9 protein-coding genes are annotated in these 18,891 nt (G+C 72.5%); 3 read left to right on the top strand and 6 right to left on the bottom strand.

Translation table 11 applies throughout. From position 1 onward, the window contains the following. Positions 1–50 precede the first annotated feature (50 nt). Positions 51–1,784, bottom strand: a complete 1,734-nt coding sequence (locus ACFZCD_RS03415) for a protein kinase (RefSeq protein ID WP_391827369.1) — start codon at positions 1,782–1,784, stop codon at positions 51–53. Between the two features lie 124 nt (positions 1,785–1,908). Here ACFZCD_RS03415 and ACFZCD_RS03410 point away from each other — a divergent pair, with 124 nt between their 5' ends. Then, positions 1,909–3,057, top strand: coding sequence for an FHA domain-containing protein (locus tag ACFZCD_RS03410; protein ID WP_391827368.1), 1,149 nt, complete (start codon positions 1,909–1,911; stop codon positions 3,055–3,057). 63 nt (positions 3,058–3,120) lie between these two features. On the opposite strand, the gene ACFZCD_RS03405 is transcribed toward ACFZCD_RS03410, so the two are convergent. Further along, a complete protein-coding gene (locus ACFZCD_RS03405; RefSeq protein ID WP_391827947.1) occupies positions 3,121–10,764 on the bottom strand; it encodes an SDR family NAD(P)-dependent oxidoreductase in 7,644 nt (2,547 codons plus the stop codon). Positions 10,765–11,088: 324 nt separating this feature from the next. Between ACFZCD_RS03405 and ACFZCD_RS03400 the strand changes: the two genes are divergently transcribed. Then, complete coding sequence (locus ACFZCD_RS03400; protein ID WP_391827366.1) at positions 11,089–12,204, top strand: SDR family oxidoreductase; 1,116 nt, start codon at positions 11,089–11,091, stop codon at positions 12,202–12,204. 31 nt (positions 12,205–12,235) lie between these two features. Here the strand turns inward: ACFZCD_RS03400 and ACFZCD_RS03395 are convergent, their stop codons facing one another. The 4 genes from ACFZCD_RS03395 to ACFZCD_RS03380 form a co-directional block, all read right to left on the bottom strand. Next, entirely contained in the window at positions 12,236–13,522 is a 1,287-nt protein-coding gene (locus tag ACFZCD_RS03395) for a WS/DGAT domain-containing protein (RefSeq protein ID WP_391827364.1), read from the bottom strand. Between the two features lie 808 nt (positions 13,523–14,330). Next, on the bottom strand, positions 14,331–15,182 hold the full coding sequence (locus ACFZCD_RS03390; RefSeq protein WP_391827362.1) for a hypothetical protein: 852 nt from the start codon (positions 15,180–15,182) through the stop codon (positions 14,331–14,333). Positions 15,183–15,191: 9 nt separating this feature from the next. Further along, on the bottom strand, positions 15,192–15,755 hold the full coding sequence (locus ACFZCD_RS03385; protein WP_391827361.1) for a papain-like cysteine protease family protein: 564 nt from the start codon (positions 15,753–15,755) through the stop codon (positions 15,192–15,194). Positions 15,756–16,024: 269 nt separating this feature from the next. Then, positions 16,025–16,897, bottom strand: coding sequence for a lysozyme (locus ACFZCD_RS03380; RefSeq protein WP_391827359.1), 873 nt, complete (start codon positions 16,895–16,897; stop codon positions 16,025–16,027). A gap of 680 nt (positions 16,898–17,577) precedes the next feature. Here ACFZCD_RS03380 and ACFZCD_RS03375 point away from each other — a divergent pair. Then, positions 17,578–18,849: a phosphatase PAP2 family protein gene (locus ACFZCD_RS03375; protein ID WP_391827946.1), complete on the top strand. Its 1,272-nt coding sequence runs from the start codon at positions 17,578–17,580 to the stop codon at positions 18,847–18,849. Positions 18,850–18,891 lie beyond the last annotated feature (42 nt).

The following is an 18,891-nucleotide window of genomic DNA, read 5'->3' as shown; positions in this document are numbered from 1 at the left end:
CCGCGGACCGGGAGCCGCGGACTCCCGGGAGCCGTCCCGCGCCGCGCCCGTCAGCTGCGCGTCCTCCAAAGGGTGAGGAGAGTGTCGAACTCGGGCATGTCGTTCTGGCCGGTGACCTTCTTGATCTCGAGCATGGCCAGGTTGTGCTCCGTGGTGAGCGTGCACAGCACCATGCCCTCGTGAAGGGTGGTGTGGTCGATCAGGTCCTTCTTGGCGATGTCCGTCGGCAGGACATTGGTCTGGGCGCCGGCCAGGCACTCCTGGTAGGTCGTGCCACTGCTGACGCCCGTGGGCGTGACGAAGTGCAGGCTTTGGTAGACGTCGGCAGCCGCCCCTTCCACGTTGTCGTACCGCAGTTCGGTCACGCCGGCTGTCCTGGAGTTGTCGGTCGTGGTCTGCGGGATGTCGAAGTCGGCGAAGAGGGTGTTGCCGCTCGGCGGGCGGAGCGTCAGCGGTCTGGCCGAGAAGACGGGGGCGGCCGGGGCCTGCGCAGTGGCCGGGACGGCTCCCGCGGAGGGTGGCGCCGGGGAGACGGCTTGCGACGGTGGGGCGGATGCCGGAGTGCGGCTGGTTACCGGGGGCTGCTGCGCCTGATGGCTCGGGCTGCCGCCACCCGGCCACGCGTACAGGGCCACGCTCAGCCCCGTGACGGCGGCCATGGCGACCGCAGCGAGCAAGAACTTGCGGCGGTGCCGTGCGGCGGAAGGCCCCGCGGGCGTGGTGTCCGGCGAGGCGCCCGGCCCGGTGGCCGGCCGGGAGCCGGGCTCCGGGCCGGTACCGGTCCACCGGCCGGGCGACGAACCGTATGACTGCGGCGGATGCGTGGGAGCGTCCGGGCCGAGGGACGACCCATAGGTGTGTTGTGCCGGCACGACCGGGACGTCGGGGAGCTCCCGTACCGCCTGTTCCCTGCGGGCCGTCTCGGCGGCGAGGGGAGCGGGGAGCCAGCCGTCGAAGTCGCGCAGTCCGTGCCCGCAGGCCTTCTCGCACAGGGCGGCCAGTTCGGCAGGAGCCGGACGGTCCCCGGGCTCGGCGGCCAGGCAGCGGTCGAGCACCGAGCGGAGCTCGGCGGGGTAGCGGCTGAGGTCGGGCGGGCGGATTGCGGCGTTGCCGATCCGGTGGGCCACGGCCGTGGCCTGCCCCTCGCCGAAGGGATGGTCGCCCGTGGCGGCGACGGCCGCGAGCAGCCCGAGGGAGAACACGTCGGCGGCCGGCGTCAGGGCAAGCCCCGCGACCTGCTCGGGAGACATGTACTGCGGAGTGCCGACCACCTTGCCGCTGCGGGTGAGCTGAGTGCAGTCGGCGGCCTGGGCGATGCCGAAGTCGATCACCCAGGGGCCTTCGGAGCCGAGCAGGACGTTGCTGGGCTTGAGGTCACGATGGATGATTCCGGCGGCGTGCACGGCGCGCAAGGCCTCCGCCACGCAACCGACGAGCTGGAGGACCACCGGTACCGGCAGCGGCCCGAAGGTCTCGAGCGCGGTGTGCAGCGGTAATCCCGGAATGTACGTACTGGCCAGCCAGGGCCGTTCCCCGGTGGTGTCGTGGTCGACGACCGGTACGACGTGATAGCCGCGCACCTGGCGGGCGGCGCGCACCTCCTGCTGGAAGCGCAGGCGGTACTCCTCCTCTTCCGCGAACTCGCCGCGGATCACTTTGAGCGCGACCGGCTGGTTCCCCCGGGTGCGGGAGAGGAACACCGACCCCATGCCGCCCTCGCCGATGCGGGCCAGGAGCCGGTAGCCGGCGACCTCGGGCGGGTCGTCCGTCCGAAGCGGTCTCAAGTAGCTCTGAGTTCCTGTGCTGTTGATGCGAATCCCCTCCTCGGTGAGCTGAGGGGTGCGATGCTAGCGACGCGGCCGGGCCGAAGTGACCGAAAACCCTGTTGTGCGGACGATCGGAGGACTGATGGAGCACAATTTGCCGGGTGCGGCTGATCAGGCCGGGTTCCTCGTAGACCTGTCCAACGTCGTCCGCGACCGCCGCCTCGGCGGCCCGGCAGCCCGATCCCTGCACCGGTTCCGCCTGGCCGTCGAGGCATTGGCGCGCCTCACCGGAGACCCTGGTGTCCAGGTCTACCCCGTGGCCGACCGGAGCCTGCTCGGCCCGGTCGGCGAGTTCGCCGATCGTGCGGAGGTGACCGTTCTGCGCCGCTGGATCGGTGAGGGTCTCGTGGAGCAGGTCGGTGACGCCGATCAGCGCATCCTGGAGCTGATGGAAATGACCGGTGCGGCCCGCACCCGGGCCGTCACCGGCGACCGCTTCACCGCCCACCGGCGCGAGTACCCCTGGGTTCAGGGAAACACCGACCGGTTCCTCAAACCGGTGGCCGGCCCCTCCGGCACGGTGCGGCTGATCCCTCGCGTCATGGGTGTCTGCACGGAGGGCGAGATCTCGCGCGCCGACGAGCTGGCGGCGTTCAAGAAGCAAGGGCTGCTGAAGCGGTCGGACCAGCCACTGACCGAGGTGGTCAACCGGTTCTGGCGCTGCCCGGAACCACGCTGCTCCGCCTACGACGCCCGTGGCGGACGGGTGCTGCTCCCACGCATGCACAACGGCGTACCGACCTGCGAGCTCCACTCCCTCTCCCTGGCGGACGCGGGCCGCCGCCCGGCCATGGCCCAGCTCAAAGTCATGGTGGACGGCAAGTGCAAGGGCCGCTACACGGTGGAGGAGGGGTCCCGGACCGGTGTCGGCCGCCAACCCGCCGGCGGTATCGCGCTGTACGGCCTGCTCTCACCGGCCGTCGCCGCGCGGATCAGCCGTGAGCACGTCGTCGTCTCGGCCGACGGCGGCATCCTCCTCGTCCACGATGTGAGCACCTACGGCACGCGCATGCGCACGACCGACCGCCACGGCCGGCCCGGCCCCTGGCGCCGGCTGTCCCCCCGGCAGGACCGGCGGTTCGGCCCCGGAGACGAGGTCGAACTCACGCCGGGCGTGGTACTCACCCGCAGCAACCGCCGCTTCCCCGCGGAACTGGCGGCAGCATGGCAAAACGCGCGCCCGGAACACCCGGCTCCCGAGGGAGCATCGCTCCCCACGTCCCTCGGCTGAGCGGCGAAAGGCCGTAGCGACGCGGCGAGCGGCAGCGGCGACCTTGGTCCTCGGTGAGCCGGGTCATGGCCCGTTCGGTTGCGTCGTCTGCGCTTGCGGCGGTCCCTGCTCGTCGGCCGGCAGCAGGGTTTCGGTCGTGGGAGTGGCGTCTTGGCCTAGGCCGAGGCGTTGATGGACCTGTTGGGCGAAGCCGGTGATGGTGGCGCCGGATCCGAGGAGTTCCATGGGCGGGATGCGGACGTCGAAGCGCTGCTGGAGGGCGGCCAGGAGCTGGGTGCCGAGGAGGGAGTCCATGCCGTAGGCGTCGAGGCGGGTGTGAGGGTCGAGGTCGTCGGGGCTGATGTGCAGGGTGCCGGCGATCAGGGCGGTCAGTTCCGTGACGAGGCGTTGGAGTGCGGCGTCGGCGGGCAGCCGGCTGAGTTCGCCGAGGAAGTCCTCGCGGGTGCGGACGTCGTCGCCCGCGTCGGCGGGGACGAGGCCGCGCAGGCGGGGAGCGGTGGCTGCGGGCAGCAGGGCGGCCACGCGGGGCCAGCGGTAGCGTCCGATACCCACTGCGTCGGGGGTGCCCGGCAGGCCGCCGGCGGCGGCGAACGCCTCGCGGGGGGTGAGGGTTTCGATGCCGAGGGAGGCGAGGTTGCCGGTCAGGTCGTTGCGGGCCACGTATCCGGTGTCGGCGATGGCTCCCCAGGCGACGGCCTGTCCGGCCCGGTTCCGCCGGCGCCGCTCCCGGGCCAGGGCTTCGAGGACCAGGTTCCCGGCGACGTAGGGGGCCTGGGCGAGGTTGCCCAGTGTGGTAGTCGCGGAGGAGTGGAGCAGGAAGAGGTCGCAGTCTCGGTCCCGGGTCAGGATGTCGAGGACGGCCGCTCCGGTCGTCTTGGGAGCCAGCACGGCGGCGATCCTGTCCTCGTCGAGCTCGGTGAGCTGGGCGTCGTCGAGGCACATGGCCGCGTGCACCACGCCGCGCAGCGGGAAGCCGGTGCGGTCGATGGCCCGGACCAGGCGACGCATGGCCTTGAGGTCGGTGACGTCGGCGGCGTGCGCGGTGGCCTCGGCGCCGCGCCCGGCCAGGTCGGCGAGTACCGCGGCCGCCTCCGGTGCTTCCGGGCCGCGTCGGCTGACCAGCGCGATGTGGCGCGCCCCCCGGTCCGCGAGCCATCGCGCCGTCGCGGCTCCGAAGCCGCCGGTGCCGCCGGTGACCAGGTACGTTCCTCGCGGGTCCGGCGCGGGTGGGCAGGGGGCCGGCTCGACGAGAGGGGGTTCGTCGAGCGGGTCGAAGGTGATGACGACCTTGCCGATGTGCCGGGAGTGCTGCAGCAGCCGGAACGCCTCCTCCACGCGGGCGGCCGGGAAGGGCGTGTGGGGCAGGCCGGGGAATTCCGACGCGTACTCGGCCGACAGGTCCTCGACCACTTGGCGGTACGTCCCGAGGTCGTTGACGAGCTCGGAGACGTCCATGGTGAAGAAGGCGACGTTGTTGCGGAACAGGCGCAGCGGAAGGGGCTTGTTCTCGTAGATGTCGCGTTTGCCCAGCTCGATGAAGCGGCCACCGGGACGCAGCAGTTCCATGCTCCGGTGCATGGCCTCCCCGGCGAGGGAGTTGAGGACGACGTCCACGCCGCGGCCGCCGGTGAGGTCGCGCACCTGGTCGGCGAAGTCCAGGCTCCGGGAGTCCAGGACGTGCTCGACGCCCAGGGCCCGCAGGAAGGACCTCTTGCGTTCGCTGCCCGCGGTGGCGATCAGACGCGCTGCCTTGATCTCGGTGTAGCGCAGGGCGGCCAGCCCCACGGCCCCGGCCGCACCGTGAACGAGCACGGTCTCCCCCGCCCGCAGCCCGGCCAGCCGGCCCAGACCGTAGGAGACGGTCAGGGAAGCGATCACCGAGGCGGCGCCTCCGCCGAAGGTCGTGCGGTCGGGCAGCGACTGGACGAAGTCGGCCTTGAGGACGCAGTGGGTGGCCAGCGCGGCGGGGCCGGTGCCCATCACCCGGTCCCCCGGCCGGAAGGCGGTCACACCGGGGCCGCACGCGGTGACGACGCCCGAGCATTCGATGCCCGGTCCGCGTTCCGAGAAGGTGCCCTCGATGAACTCGGTCGGCAGCAGGCCGGAGCTTTGCATGATGTCGCGGTAGTTGAGGCCGACGGCGCGGACCTCCAGCGCCACCTCGCCGGGCCCCGGGCGGGGTGGTTCGATCTCCGTCCAGGACAGCCGGTAGGACAGTCCGGTGTCGCGGACCTGCAGGCCGAAGGGTGTGGTCCCCACCGGCAGCCGCCGGCCGGGCGTGTACGGCCGCTCGCGGGGGGCGAACCGGCCGGACGGGGTGAGGACGACCTCGTCCTCGTCGTCCTCACCGCCGGGCGGCAGCAACTCCGCGGCGAGCCGGCGTGCGTCGGCGGCCGCGTCTCCGGTGCGGACGTGTACGGTCCGCCGGCAGCGCATCTGCGGGTGTTCATTGGCCAGCGTCCGGGCGGCTCCCCACAGAGCGGCCGCCGCGGGGTCCGTGGTCGCCGGTGTCCCGGCGAGGGGAACGGCATCGTGCGGATGGGTGACCAGCCGCAGCAGGACCTCCGGGCCGGTGGAACGGTGTTCCTGGGCCGCGGCGAGGGCTCCGAGGGCGGCGATGCCGCGGGCGGCCCGTTCGGTGCCGGCCCGTGGGCCGGCACCGCGTGTGCGGCCGGGTACCAGCACGACGTGGAGAGCCGTCGTGTCGCCGTCCGGGCCGGATGGCCGGGCGGCATCGAGCAGGGCCCGCCAGTCATCGGCGGTACCGCAGATTCGGCCGGTGCGGACCGGGGCGCATCCCCGTTCGGCGAGTGCCGCGGCGAGACGGCGCACGAGGGGGCCCTCCGCGGGGTCGTCGTCCGTCAGCACCAGGAAGCCGGGGGCGACGGGGACGGCGGGCGACGGCAGCGGGGTGGCGGTGTCCCCAACGTCGGTGGCGTCGGTGGCGGCCAGCAGGACGGAGTGTCCGCCGTGCGCCTCGGGTTCGCCGTCCTGCGCCCGGGTGACCTCCGTGAAGCCGCACTGCCGGAGCAGGGCGGCCCAGGCCCGGTCCGGAGGCGAGCCGTCCGGCGTGCCGGTGTCATCGGGTGGGGCGTCGGGCGAGGCGTCGGCGTGCTCCGCCGGGCCGTGGAGCGATGCCCGCAGGTCGCGGTCGTGCGAGACCACCGTCAGCAGCAGGCCGCCCGGGGCCAGCAGGGTGGCTGCCCGGCGCAGCACTGCGGCGGGGGCCGGCAGCATGTCCGGGCCGTCCGCCACCACGAGGTCGAAGCGTTCCCCGGCGGCTTCCCGGTCGGCGGCGTCGCCGCCCGCATCCACACCCGCATCCACGCCCGCGTTCCCGTCCCCCTCCGCGGCCGCGGCATGGAAGGAGACGAAGTCGTAGGCGGTGAAGCGGGCCTGGACGGCCGGCAGTGCGGACGGCGGGACGCCCGTGACGCGGTAGCGGGTGCGTTCCGGGGGCAGGACGGGCAGCAGGGCGGCGGTCAGCGCACCGGTGGGGGCTCCGGCCTCGAGCACGCGCAGGGGCCGGTCGGCCGGCCATCGCCGGACCAGTTCCGACAGCAGGAGGCGGGCGGTCCGGTATCCGGCTCCGAGGCCGGGGAGGGAGTCGGCCACGGGAGTGGGGGCGGTGGCCGGCGCCGGATCTCTGGTGCCGCTCCAGTGCCGGTCCGCCGAGGCCGCCAGCGCGAGGGCGGCACCGAGGGAGGGATCGGCGGCCAGGCAGCGGCGTGCCGCTTCCGTGGGGTCGCCGGGGGAGGTCAGTTGCCAGCGGCCGTCGCCGAGTGCGGTGACGGTCCGGTGTCGCCGCATGAGGTCGAGCATCTGCAGGCGCCAGGCACGGTGGCCGGCCGGCATTTCGTCGTCTCCGGGCAGGTCGTCCGGGGCGAAGGGAGCGTCAGGGGCCTGCAGCAGCGCGGCCAGGGCGCGGGTGTGATGCCGTGCGGCGAACTCCTTGAGCGCGGCCAGGGCGTCGGCTCGGCCCGGGGGTTCCCCGGCCTTCCCTCTCGCCGCGGTGATCCGGGGCCCGGCCGCGGCCACGAGCTCTCGCGGCGCGGTCAGAGGCGGCAGCGGTGACGTGCAGGGATCTCCGGCAAGGGGCACGGCGCGCAGCACGGTTTCGTGCAGGGTGACGGGGGTGCCCAGGGCCATGGTGGGGCGGCGCAGGCGGCAGCCTTCGACGCGCACGCTGACGTTGCCGTCCTCGTCGGTGAGGGTGAGGTCCCAGCGGACCTCGTCTTCGGTGCGGGAGCGTTCACGGACCCACACCGAGCCGGTGGGGGCCGGCGTCCGCCACACTCGGACGCTCGCGATGCTCGACGGCAGGTAGGCCTGGCCCGCTTCGAGCCGCTCCGCGAGCAGTTGGGTGCCGGCCTGCAGGGCGCCGTCCAGTACTGCGGGGTGGACGACGTACGGCGTGCCCGGGGCTTCGTGGTGGTAGGTCGCCAGGATCTCCCCGGTTCCCTGGCGGAGGCCGGCGAGGACCTGGAAGGCGGGCCCGTAGTCCAGGCCCCGGGCCGGGCCGGCACGGTAGTAGTCGGCGGCGTCGACGAGCCGGGGGCAACGGTCGCGGATCCCGGCGAGGTCCACGGGGGCCGGGCGGGGCGCGGTGAGGGTACGGACGCGGGCGGTGACGTGGGGCCGTGGGGTGGGGTTGTGCAGGTGGGTGCTGGTGATGGTGACGGTGCCGTCCTCGGGTCGCAGCGCCAGCTGCAGCTGCACCGCGGAGGCGTCCGGCCAGGGGATGGCCAGGCCGCTGGTGATGAGGACGTGGTCGGCCTCCAGGCACGTGCCGCCCAGGGCCGCGCGGCCGGCGGCCAGCACCATGTCCACGTAGCCGGTGGCCGGCATCACGACGGATCCACGGATGCGATGGTCGGGCAGCCACCGGGCCACCGTTGGTTCGAGCGATCCGTGCCACGTGGGGTGGGGGGCGGGCATGCGTTCGCCGAGCAGCGGGTGTTCCAGCAGTCCGTTGCCGGACGTGCGCTGCCACGACTGCGGTGTGCCGATCCAGTGGTGTTGCCGCTGCCAGGGGTAGGCGGGCAGGTCGGTGACGCGGGTGCCGGAGGGCAGGAGGCGGCTGGTGTCGGCGGCGGCCCCGGTGGCGAGCAGCGTGGCGACGGCCGTCGCCAGGGTGTGCGGTCCGTCCTGGTGGCGGCGCAGGGTGGGCAGGACGGCGACGTGTTCGCGGCCGCCGTCGCTCAGGCACCTGCGCAGGTAGGTGCCGAGGACCGGGTGGGGCCCGATTTCGAGGAAGACGTCGGCGCCGTCCTCGCGTGCCAGGGTCACCGCATCGGCGAAGCGGACGGGCCTGCGGACGTTGTACCACCAGTAGGCGGCGTCCAGTTCGTCGCCGCGCAGCTGGGTGCCGGTGACGGTGGAGTAGAACGGGATGGTGGCGTTGTCCGCGCTCAGCCCTTGCAGGGCGTGGGCGAGGGGGTGTTCGCAGCCGGCCATGGCGGCACTGTGGAAGGCGTAGTCCAGGTCCAGTTCGCGGAAGAAGATCCCCTTCCGGCTCATCTCCTCGCCGAAGGCGCGCACGGAGTCGGCCGGCCCGGCGATGGTGACGTCCCGGGGGCTGTTGACGCCGGCGATCTCCAGTTCCCCGGCGTACGCGGCGACGGCGTCGGCCGCGTCGTCCGCGCCGAGGCCGACCGCTGCCATGCGTCCGCTGCCGGCGAACGGTGCCTGGGCGGCGGAGCGGGCGGCGATGACGCGGGCGGCGGCCGCGGTGTCCAGGGCCCCGGCCGTGTGGGCGGCGGCGACTTCGCCGACGCTGTGCCCGAGGACTGCGGAGGGGGTGATGCCGCGCTCGCGCAGGACGGCCGTGATGCCGGTCTGGACGGCGAACAGCAGTGGCTGGGCCCGTTCCGTGGCGTTCAGGCGCCAGGTGTCCGGCGGTGCGGTCAGGGCCGTGGCGACCGACCAGCCCAGGTGGGGCAGCAGGCAGGCGTCGAGTTCGTCCACGGCGGCCCGGAACACCGGGTCGTGTGTGTAGAGGCCGGCTCCCATGCCTTCCCACTGCGATCCGTTGCCGGAGTAGACGAACGCCGTCCTCCCGCGGCCGACGGCCCGGGCGACGGCTCCCGGCGCGCCGGCGGGGGCGGGGCGCTCGGCGGATCCGGTGCTGTCGTGCTGCGTGCCGGGCGGGGGGTCGGCGGCGAGCTCGGACAGCCGCCGGGCGGCGTCGAGGGCGGTGCCGGCCAGCACCACGGCACGGTGTTCGTGCCGGCCGCGGCGCCAGGCGGTGCCGACCGCGTGGGGGAACTCGTGGGGCGCGATCCCTTCCAGGTGCCGTGCGAGCGCTTGGGCCGCCTGTTTGAGTGCCGTGCCGGACCGCGCGGTGACGATGACCGGTAGCTCCGCCCGGGGCCGGCGTGCCGGGGGCGGCGTGTGTCGCGGCCGGTCGGCTGCGACGACGACGTGGGCGTTGGCGCCGCCGAAGCCGAAGGAGTTGACTGCGGCGACCGGGCGTTCGCCCGGGGGCAGGGCGAGCTTCTCGGTGGCCGGGCGCAGACCCAGGGCGGCGAAGTCGATGCCGGGGTTGAGGGGCTGGGCGTGCAGCGAGACGGGCACCGTGCGGTGACGCAGGACCAGCAGGGCCTTGCACAGCCCCGCCATGCCGGAGGCGGGCTCCAGGTGGCCCAGGTTGGTCTTGACGGAGCCGATCGGCAACTCGCCGGTGATCCGGCGCATTCCCAGTGCCCGGCCGATCGCGGTGGCCTCGACCGGGTCACCGACGGGGGTGCCGGTGCCGTGGGCCTCGAAGTAGGAGAGCTCGTCGGGGCGGACCCCCGCCTCCGCATGGACGCGGCCGAGCAGATCCTCCTGGGCCTCGGCGCTGGGCAGGGCCAGGCCCGGGGTGCGGCCGTCGCAGTTGGTGCCGGTGCCCAGGATCACCCCGTGGATCCGGTCGCCGGCGGCGAGGGCGTCGGCCAGGGGCTTGAGGAGCAGCACCGCACCGCCTTCGGCCCGGACGAATCCGTCGGCGTGGGCGGAGAAGGCGGCGCACCGGCCGCGTGCGGACAGCATGGACGCCTGGGCGAAGCCCACGTAATTCCAGGGGCTGAGCAGGAGGTTGGCGCCGCCGCACAGCGCCGTGCGGCTCGTGCCCTCGGCGAGGGTGCGGCAGGCCCGGTCCAGGGCGACCAGGGACGAGGAACAGGCGGTGTCGATCACCATGCTGGGCCCGCGCAGGTCGAAGGCGTGGGAGATGCGGTTGGCCGCGATGGAGGAGGCGACACCGGTCATGGTGTGGGGGCCGAACTCGCGCTGGTCCTGCACCGCGAGGTAGGAACTGTCGGAGATGCCGATGTAGACGGCCGTGTCCGTACCGGCGAGCAGTTCCGGGGCGACGGCCGCGTCGTCGAGCGCCTCGGCGGTCAGCTCCAGCAGCAACCGGTGCTGCGGATCGATGTACGGCGCTTCCGCGGGAGAGATGCCGAAGTAAGCGGCGTCGAAACCGGCGAAGTCATCCAGGAAGCCACCGGCCGCGGTGTAACTCATGCCCGGGCGCGGCGTCGCGGTGTCGACGAACCGGTCTGCGTCGAACCGGTCCGGCGGCACTCTCGTGATCAGGTCGCGCTCGCCTTCCAGGGCCTCCCACAGCTCCGGCAGGCTGTTGACGCCGCCCGGGAACCGGCAGGAGACTCCCACGATGGCGATGCCCCGCTCCTCGGCGGCCCTTTGCTCGCGTTGCTCGCGCATCCCGCCCACGACCACCCCTCTCCTCGACGACCCGAGTTCCGGTTCGAGCAAGGAAAGCGGCGACCGGAGCGGCCGCGCCCACGTCTCGACCGGCCTCCGTTGATGTCCCCACCCGATTCTTCACTCGCCGGAGGGAATCAATCCTGAGCACTCCAGGACTCACCCGCACGGGTGAAAGCGCAGGAGGTGCCCGCGCCGGGCGGGTGACATCGCCCACCCTGTACGGGAGTTGACCGGGACGTGCACCTCTCACGCAGGGAAGCGGGCGCCGCCGCCGGCCCGCACGCCGGCGCGCCTCCCGCGGCCCGGCGGAAGGGAGTTCCCGTGACGATTGCCATCACCGGCGCCACCGGCTTCCTTGGCAGCCGGATCCTGCACCGTCTGCTGTCCGAAACAGGCGGGGAGCCCCTCGTCCTCCTCGGACGCGACACCCCCGCCGTGCTCGGCGAACGGATCCGCAAGGCCGTGGAATGGCTCGACGTCCCCGGCGCCCTGCCCCCCGACGCCTTCGGCCGGATCCACTGCCTGCAAGTGGACGTGTCCCGGCCGGGACTCGGCCTGAGCGCCGGCGAACTGGCACTCGCCACCGAGGGCCTGTCCACCGTGTGGCATTGTGCGGCTTCGACCGCCCAGTACGGCGACCCCCTGACCATCCACCGGGCCAACGTCCTGGGCACGCGTGGGGTCCTGCAGTTCGCCGATCACGCTCCGGACGCCCACGTGATCCACCTGAGCACCGCCTTCGTGGCGGGGCGCCGCACGGCCGGGCACGTCCTGGAAAGCGACCTGTGCGAGCGGGCCGGCTTCCACACTCCGTACGAGGAGAGCAAGTTCACCGCCGAACGGATCGTCCGCCACTGGTCCTCCGCGCACGGCCGCACCGTCACCGTCATCCGCCCCAGCGTGGTCGTCGAGGACCGGTTCGTGCCCGACGGGCTCGCGCAGCACCCCTTCGGCACGCTCGCCCGGTTCGTACGCGAAGCCCTCCGCGCGAGGACCCCGGCAAGTGACCGGTCCCTCGCCGGGGGGCGGGTCGCCGGAGTGCTGCGCTTCCGCTTCCCCGCCCCGCCCGGCGGATCGCTCAACCTGGTGCCGGCCGACCACGCCGTCCGCGCCATGATCGGCGCCGCGGCCGCCCACCGCTCCCCCGGTGTCCTCACCGTCCACGTCACCCACCCGGTCAACACGCCCACCACCACCATCGCGCGGGCCTTCGAGTCGAGCCACCCCGGACTGGTCGTGGAGCTGACTCCGGCCGTCCCCGACCCGACCTCCCTGGAGACACACGTACGGCAGACGCACGGCGACCTGCTGGGGTACGCCGCCCTTCGGCGCACCTACGACCGCACCCACCTGCTGAGTTGTCCCGGAGTCCCGCCCGATCCCCCGCCGGTCGATGCCGGCTACCTCGCACGAGGGCTCGCCCCCGGCCGGGACTGATTCCCGGGGTCCCGAGGCGCCGTCCTGCCGGTCAGCGGGCCAGGCCGGCCGCCGCACACACTTCACGGAGCGCCGCCAGCCACAGGCCCGGCAGGTCCCCGGCCTCCGGCAGGGACCGGTCCGCGGTGAACGACACGCACACCTCGCCGCCGTAGTCCATGTGCACCGCCGCCACGGCGTGCCCGGCGGGCAGGAACGACAACGGAACCACGTGGTCCACCCGCCAGCCGGACATCCGCAGCCCTCCCGGCGGCCCCGGCACGCTCGTGGCCAGCAGGGAACACAACCGGGGATGGATGCTGCGCCGGAGCACCCAGGAAGCCAGAGCCTCCGGGCAGCGGCGCAGGAGGGCCTCGGCCTCCGCGCGGGACGCCCACCGCCGGGCCGTGCTGGTCCGCGCCGCCACGGCCGCGAGCCGGCGCACGGGGTCCGGCTCGCCGACCGGCAACCGGACCCTGGCCCCCACGAACCGGTTGCCCGCGGACAGCCCCTCCTCAGCGGCGCGGATGGTGACCGGCATCACGGCCATCACCGCACCCCGCGGCCGGCCGCCCCGCTCCCCGTACCACGCCCGCAACGCCCCTGCCAGGCACGCCAGATAGACGTCATTGACACTGGCGCCGAATGCGGCTCCAGCACGACGTAACTGCGCGGCGCGTGCGTACGCCCACATGTGCCGCGGCGCGCCGGTCCGGGCCCGGTGGGGCACCGGCGCCACCGGTGCGGCGGGCGGGACACCGAGGACGAAGTCGGTCAGCAGGAGGACCGCCCGCACGCCTCCCAGCAGCTCCGCCGGTCCGCCGGGCGGCCTCCCGGCGTCCCGTTCCGGTTCCGGCGGCCGGACCTCCGCGGAGGGAGTCCCGGCACCACTCAAGTCCCCGGCGACGCGGGAGACGATCCCGCTCGCCCCCACTCCGTCGGCCACCAAGTGATGAGCCCTCAGCACCAGGGCGAACGCACCGGGCTCGTGCCCCCGCACCAGCCACATGTCAGCACCCGCCGGCGGCAACGGCGCGACCGCCAGCAGACTCAGCACCGCGCGCAGGCTCTGCTCCCCCTTTCCCGCGCCGGCACTCGCCTCGTGGAAATAGCGGTCGGGATCCTCGGCCGGCCCGGGCCCCGCCCCCGCGGACACCGGAACCATCGCACCGACCGCCGTCACCATCCTCCGCAGGTCCTCACGGGTCGGCGGGATCCCCGAGCAGAGCAGCACCTCCCCGATGACCAGTGAATCCGACGGATGGCGCCGCTCGTAGGCGGCCCATCCCCTCGCCCAGAAATCCCCCCGCGCCGCCTCCGGCCCGTGATCAGCAGCCACAGCACTCGCCTCCCCTCCGGTACTACCCGGTGCCCCGGGCCGGACCCCTCCGTGAGCTTCGGCATCGAAAGGACGCGGCGGGGGCGGGCGGTGACGGCCGCCGGGGCGGTGTCAGGCCAGGCGGTGTTCGGCCCGAAGAACCCGCCCACCACGTTCACTCGAACGGCAGAGCAGGTTTCCGCCTGCCCAAGGCCGGACGGCGCTGCCCGAAAACCACTCGGCCGCGCACCGCGCTCTTGTCGGCGCCGCAGGGCCGGCCCTGGGCGTCGCCAACCTCCGCCCAGGTCCACCGGATGTACGGCGGTGACGTCCTCGCGAAAGCCGAGCGCCGCCGACAGCCGTCGCAGGACCGCCACCGACACCGCGGAGGAGGGAGCGCGTGACCGTGCCACCACCGCTGCCCGAGACGCATGCGATCGTGCTACCGCACTGGAAGGTGCTGTACCTGGTCACGCCCAAAGCCGCGTGCACGAGCCTGCTGTGGATGTTCGCGTCCCTGCAGAACGAGCCCCTCGATGCGCTGCGGCCGCCGAACTCCTCGTCCGCGCCGCCCGGCTCGTCGCCGATCGCAACGAGCGCATCGGCGACCTCCTCACGGCCACGGCGGACGAAGACGTCCCGGCCCCGGCCCGGCGGACGCCCGGTCACCTGGCGAGGGTCCTCCGGCTCGGGCAGGAGACGGGTGCGGGTGGGGTGTGCCCGGTGGCGGTGCGCGTTGCGTACGGCTGTGCATGTGACTTCGCCCCGGCCTGGCCATGGATAGCTGGAGACCGGGGCGAAGTGGGGGGTGTACGCGTGATCGTGCGTGTCAGCCGGACTGTGCCCGCTTGCGCCGGCGGAGGACGACCGCACCGCCGGCGAGGGCGAGCGCTGTGCCCGAGCCGCCGATGATCAGCGGGGTCGTGGACGGCGAGGACGGCGGACGGCCGGTGCCGAGGCCGCTGGAGAAGCCCTTGGTGTCGTACTCCGACCCGGGCTGCTTGTCGGCGTAACGCGCCTTGACGAGCTTCTGGTAGTCGGCGAGCGACACCGACGCCTGACCGTTCAGCCCCTGCCGGGCGGCGTCGTTCAGCGGCTCGACGGTGGTGAGCTTGAGCTGGTAGAAGCCGCGGATCTGCGGCTCGGAGAACACCGTCGCCGTGAGGTCGGCCTTGCCGGCGAAAGTGGCGTCCGTGTCACCTTCGCGGACGGCGGCCAGGTGCCAGCCGGTGGTGCCGGTGGGGGCGAGCATGACGGTGGCGGTGCGTCCGCCGGAGGTGGTCACCCCGGCAACCGCGTAGGCGAGTTTGAGCGCGTCGGCGAGCGTGGGCTGGGCGGTGCCCGTGACGAAGGCCGGCGCGATCTCGTTCAGGGCCACCGGGTCCTTGATGGTGAAGGCCGGCACCCCCTCGCACGGGTCGGTCTTGGCGGGGATCGTCACCGCTGCGCCGGTCGATCCGTTCGGGACCGGCGCGGTGAGGAAGCGGCAGACGGCGTCGCGGGTGGCGGTCGACTTCAGCGCGTCGAGGGCCGCTTGGAGGTTGGGGAGGTCGGCCGGGCCCTTGGCCGCGGCGGGCGGACCGGCCACGGCCAGCAGCGCGGACACGCCGAGTGCGACGGTGACGGGGAGGCGGGAGAAGCGAGCGGCCCGCCGCGTGGTGGACGTTCTTTGGTCGCGCATGTCACTCTCCTAGCCGGAGATGCCGATCCGGGAGTGGGTCCACTTGAACGAGCTGTTGCTCACGTAGTCGTTGTAGTTCCACCACGTGTAGGTGGCCGTGTCCGGCCAGGGGTCGCCCACGCCGATGGTGTTGTTCGACGTGTCGTAGCCGTAGACGACGTTCATGTGCCCGCCGCCGGAGGTCCAGCCGATGCGCGCTCCGACGGGCCGCGGGCCCCGGACCTCGGTCTGGACCTCGCTGAAGGTGGCCGCCCGGCTCAGGCCCGTGCCCGTGTGGGACATGCCGAGGCTGCCCCAGCCCCGGGCCATGTCGTCGAGCGTGGCCGGCTGGTTGTTGCAGCCGTAGGCCGGATTGGCCCGGGTGCAGAAGTCGGTCTGCGTGGAGCCGTAGCCGTGGAACTTGGCGATCGTCAGGCCGGAGGCCACCCAGCACCACTGGGTCTTCTCCTGCTTGTACATGCCGATGTTGTCGTACGCGGCATCCGCCTGGGCCGTAGCGGCGGCGGCGCCGAGGAACCCCGATACGGCCAGTGTCAGGGCCGATGCCGTGGTCGCGAACTTGAGTCTGCTCATAGTCCTGCCTTCCCGTCGTGGGGTGCGACGAGCAGATGGCCGGATCATCCGGCCCCCTCCGGGGAGGGCAGTCATATGACAGCGCGACTTGTCAACGCCGACTAGCACCCGTCCATAAGTTCACCTCTAAAGAGTGCTTTGTGGGCTTATCGGGCCAGTTCACGCTTCTTGCCACGACGAAGCGACCAGAGGCGTCCTGGCCGGCGAGGCGGGCATGCCGCCGGGCCGGTAAGACGGTGCCACTCACCCAGGGGCCGCACCGGCCCCGGTCAGCCGTAGGCGAGCGCCTCCAGCCTGCGGTAGGAGCCGTTGAAGCGGTCGTGGTCACCGACGGTGGGCCCGGTGCTCGTGTGCTGCCATACGGTGTAGAAGTCCCAGCCGTTCGGGAGCTCACCGGAGGAGGAGCCGTAGCGCGGAACCCACAGCGGGTTGTACTTGCCGAATCCGCCGTAGTTGCCGGTGCACTTCTTCCACCACCCGGTCGAGGTGTAGATCGTCGCGTCCCGCCCGGTGTGGCCCCGGTAGGCGTCGAGGAAGTCCTCGATCCAGTCGATCATCCGGCCCGTGCTCAGCCCGTAGCAGGGGCTGCCGTAGGGGTTGTACTCCATGTCGAGCACGCCCGGGAGGGTCCAGCCGTCGTCCGACCAGTCCCCGCCGTGGCGGACGAAGTAGTCGGCCTGTGCGGCGCCACCGGAGTTGCCCGGCAGCGCGAAGTGGTACGCCCCCCGGATCATCCCCGCGTCGTACGGGCCGTTGTACTGCTGGGCGAAGTAGGGGTTGGTGTAGCTGGTGCCCTCGGTCGCCTTCGCGTAGGCGAACCGGATCCCGCTCTTCCAGAGCTTGGACCAGGAAACGTTGCCGTTGTGGCTGCTGACGTCCACGCCTTCGACCGTGGAGCCCGACAGGGCGAGGCCGGGCAGCTGGGAGCCCTTGGCGGCCGGGACCTGCTCGCCCTCGTGGGCGCGGACGGTCGAGCCCATCCAGTCCTCCTCGGGATGGGGCGGACGGCTGTGGGACCCGTCGGCCGCGGTGGCGGTTCCGGGAAGGGCGACGAGCAGGGTGAGTACGGTCAGCAGGGAGAGGACGACGGCCGCCGCTGTGGGGGGATGCGGGCGGCCCGGACCGGGGTGGTGCTCGGGCATGCGGTGCCTCCGAGGCCATGGTGGGAGAGGGTGCGGGGGGATTCGACGAGCCGCGCCTCGCTGCCGCGGCTCTTCGTGCCGCAGGCGCGGCGGGTCCGGCGGGCGCCGGTGGGAGCGGGTGCAGCACCATGATCTTCTGTCCGGCGCGCACCGCCGTGAGCTGCTGCTTGCGGCGCGGCGCGAGCGAGTGGAATGACCAGGCCGCACGTGAGGCCACCCGTCGAGGTCGGTCCGGCCACGACGATCGCCTCCTCCGGTACTCGGCTCCAACGCTGTACTTGCCACGCTCACATCCGGGCCCCGGCAGCGCACGACGTGTCAGGCAGCCGGATGACCCGCGGCGTACGACTTGTCTCTCCCTCGCCTGTCGTACAGCAGCGCTGCGGCAACAGGTGCCAGGCTCCTCATGGACTCCACCGGCCCACCCGTCCGGATCAGCAGGCCTTCGCACCATCCATGGCCAACGAAACAGCCCCACACCACTCCGATAGCATGTTCGACCTCACAACGATCAACTTCACCGTCCACCCCTCACCGGAAACCATGCCGTCCCACACGAAGACCGATCCCTTTAACCGACGTCTAACAAATCGGCCAAACAATTGATATCCATCGCATTGCAGGTATTTTCGCGGATAAATAATAGAATCAGGTCTGTCGCATGGCGCGAGCCACGGACAATACTGTGGTCCGTGGCGGGTGCGGTGACCCTCGGGTTCCTCATCGCGCTGGAGATCACGGCGCGCCACTACGGCATGCGCGGGCCGATCACCAATCAGGCACGAGAGGTGATATTCGCCCCCAAGTCGGGACCGCTGCTGTACGCCAGCATGGCGTTGATGATGGTGGTGCTCACCTGGCGGCAACGGTTCATCGCGGCAGGCATCGCAGTCGGCATCGACGTCGTCTTCTGGCTCGTGCGGTGGGCGGTCGACGCCAAGATGATGTTCGGCAACGGCGCATTGTGGGTGGTTCTGGGATATGCGGTCATCGCCCTCACGCGCCGCACCGGCCGGGAACGCATCCTGCTCCTGAAGGGCATCGGCCTGGGCCTGCTGCTGGTGGCCGGCCGCAAGACCGGCGACACCTGGCTGCTCATCACGGCGAAGACCCGCCCGGGGGTGCTCGACCAGTACGTGGCGACCGCCGACCGCGCGCTGGGCGACCCGTCATGGCTGGTAGGCCGGATGGTCAAGGCCACCGGCCCGATCGGCGACCACATTCTCGACTACGTCTACATCCAGCTCGCGGTGGCCGCGGTCCTCGTCGCGCTGTACCAGCTGCGCAACGTCGCCACCGAACGCCGCTTCCCGCGCCACCACCTGGTACGCACCTTCCTGGTGATCGGCCTCCTCGGGCCGGGCATCTACATGATCTTCCCGGTGGTCGGCCCGATCTTCGCCTACGGCGCGGACGGCGGGCACTGGGCGGTGGCCGACCTGTGGCCGGGCACGCCACCGCCGCTCAGCGCTCCGCACGAGATGCCGTTCAACGAGATCACCCCGCGCAACTGCATGCCCAGCCTGCACACGGCGTGGGCCACTGCGATATTCATTCATTCCCGCAAGGGCCCACGCATTCTGCAATTCGGCGGCGCGTTCTGGCTGATTGCCACCCTCGGCGCGACCCTGGGCTTCGGCTATCACTACGGCACGGACATCATCGCCGGTGTGGTGTTTACGCTCACGATCGAAATAGCACTGCGCTCGCTCGAACGCGGCTGGGACCGGTCGGGAATACAAATGGCCGCCTACGGCGCGACGGTCTTCACCGCGCTCTTGGTTTCCTATCGCTATCTGCCGATGCAGATGGCCCGTCACCCGTGGGCGTTCGGACCTCTTCTCGTCCTTGCGATGGGCTCGGTGATATACGGCTACGTACAGACCACCAAGCGGTGGGAACCCAAGGCCGCGCCACTGCTGCAACCGCAGCCGCAACCCGAGCTGGTCTGAAATAGCTGCATGAGGGTGCGGGCCGAGCCCTTCCCGAGTGAG

Origin of the sequence: Streptomyces sp. NPDC008001 (assembly GCF_042958085.1) — a bacterium.
Lineage (GTDB): Bacteria > Actinomycetota > Actinomycetes > Streptomycetales > Streptomycetaceae > Streptomyces.
This window is presented reverse-complemented; position numbering and strand designations above follow the sequence as displayed.

What these genes read in the sequence shown, in the direction of transcription:
- ACFZCD_RS03410 (WP_391827368.1), top strand. Translation starts at nt 1,909, where the DNA reads ATGGAGCACAATTTGCCGGGTGCGGCTGATCAGGCCGGGTTCCTCGTA.
- ACFZCD_RS03405 (WP_391827947.1), bottom strand. Translation starts at nt 10,764, where the DNA reads ATGCGCGAGCAACGCGAGCAAAGGGCCGCCGAGGAGCGGGGCATCGCC.
- ACFZCD_RS03390 (WP_391827362.1), bottom strand. Translation starts at nt 15,182, where the DNA reads ATGCGCGACCAAAGAACGTCCACCACGCGGCGGGCCGCTCGCTTCTCC.
- ACFZCD_RS03385 (WP_391827361.1), bottom strand. Translation starts at nt 15,755, where the DNA reads ATGAGCAGACTCAAGTTCGCGACCACGGCATCGGCCCTGACACTGGCC.
- ACFZCD_RS03380 (WP_391827359.1), bottom strand. Translation starts at nt 16,897, where the DNA reads ATGCCCGAGCACCACCCCGGTCCGGGCCGCCCGCATCCCCCCACAGCG.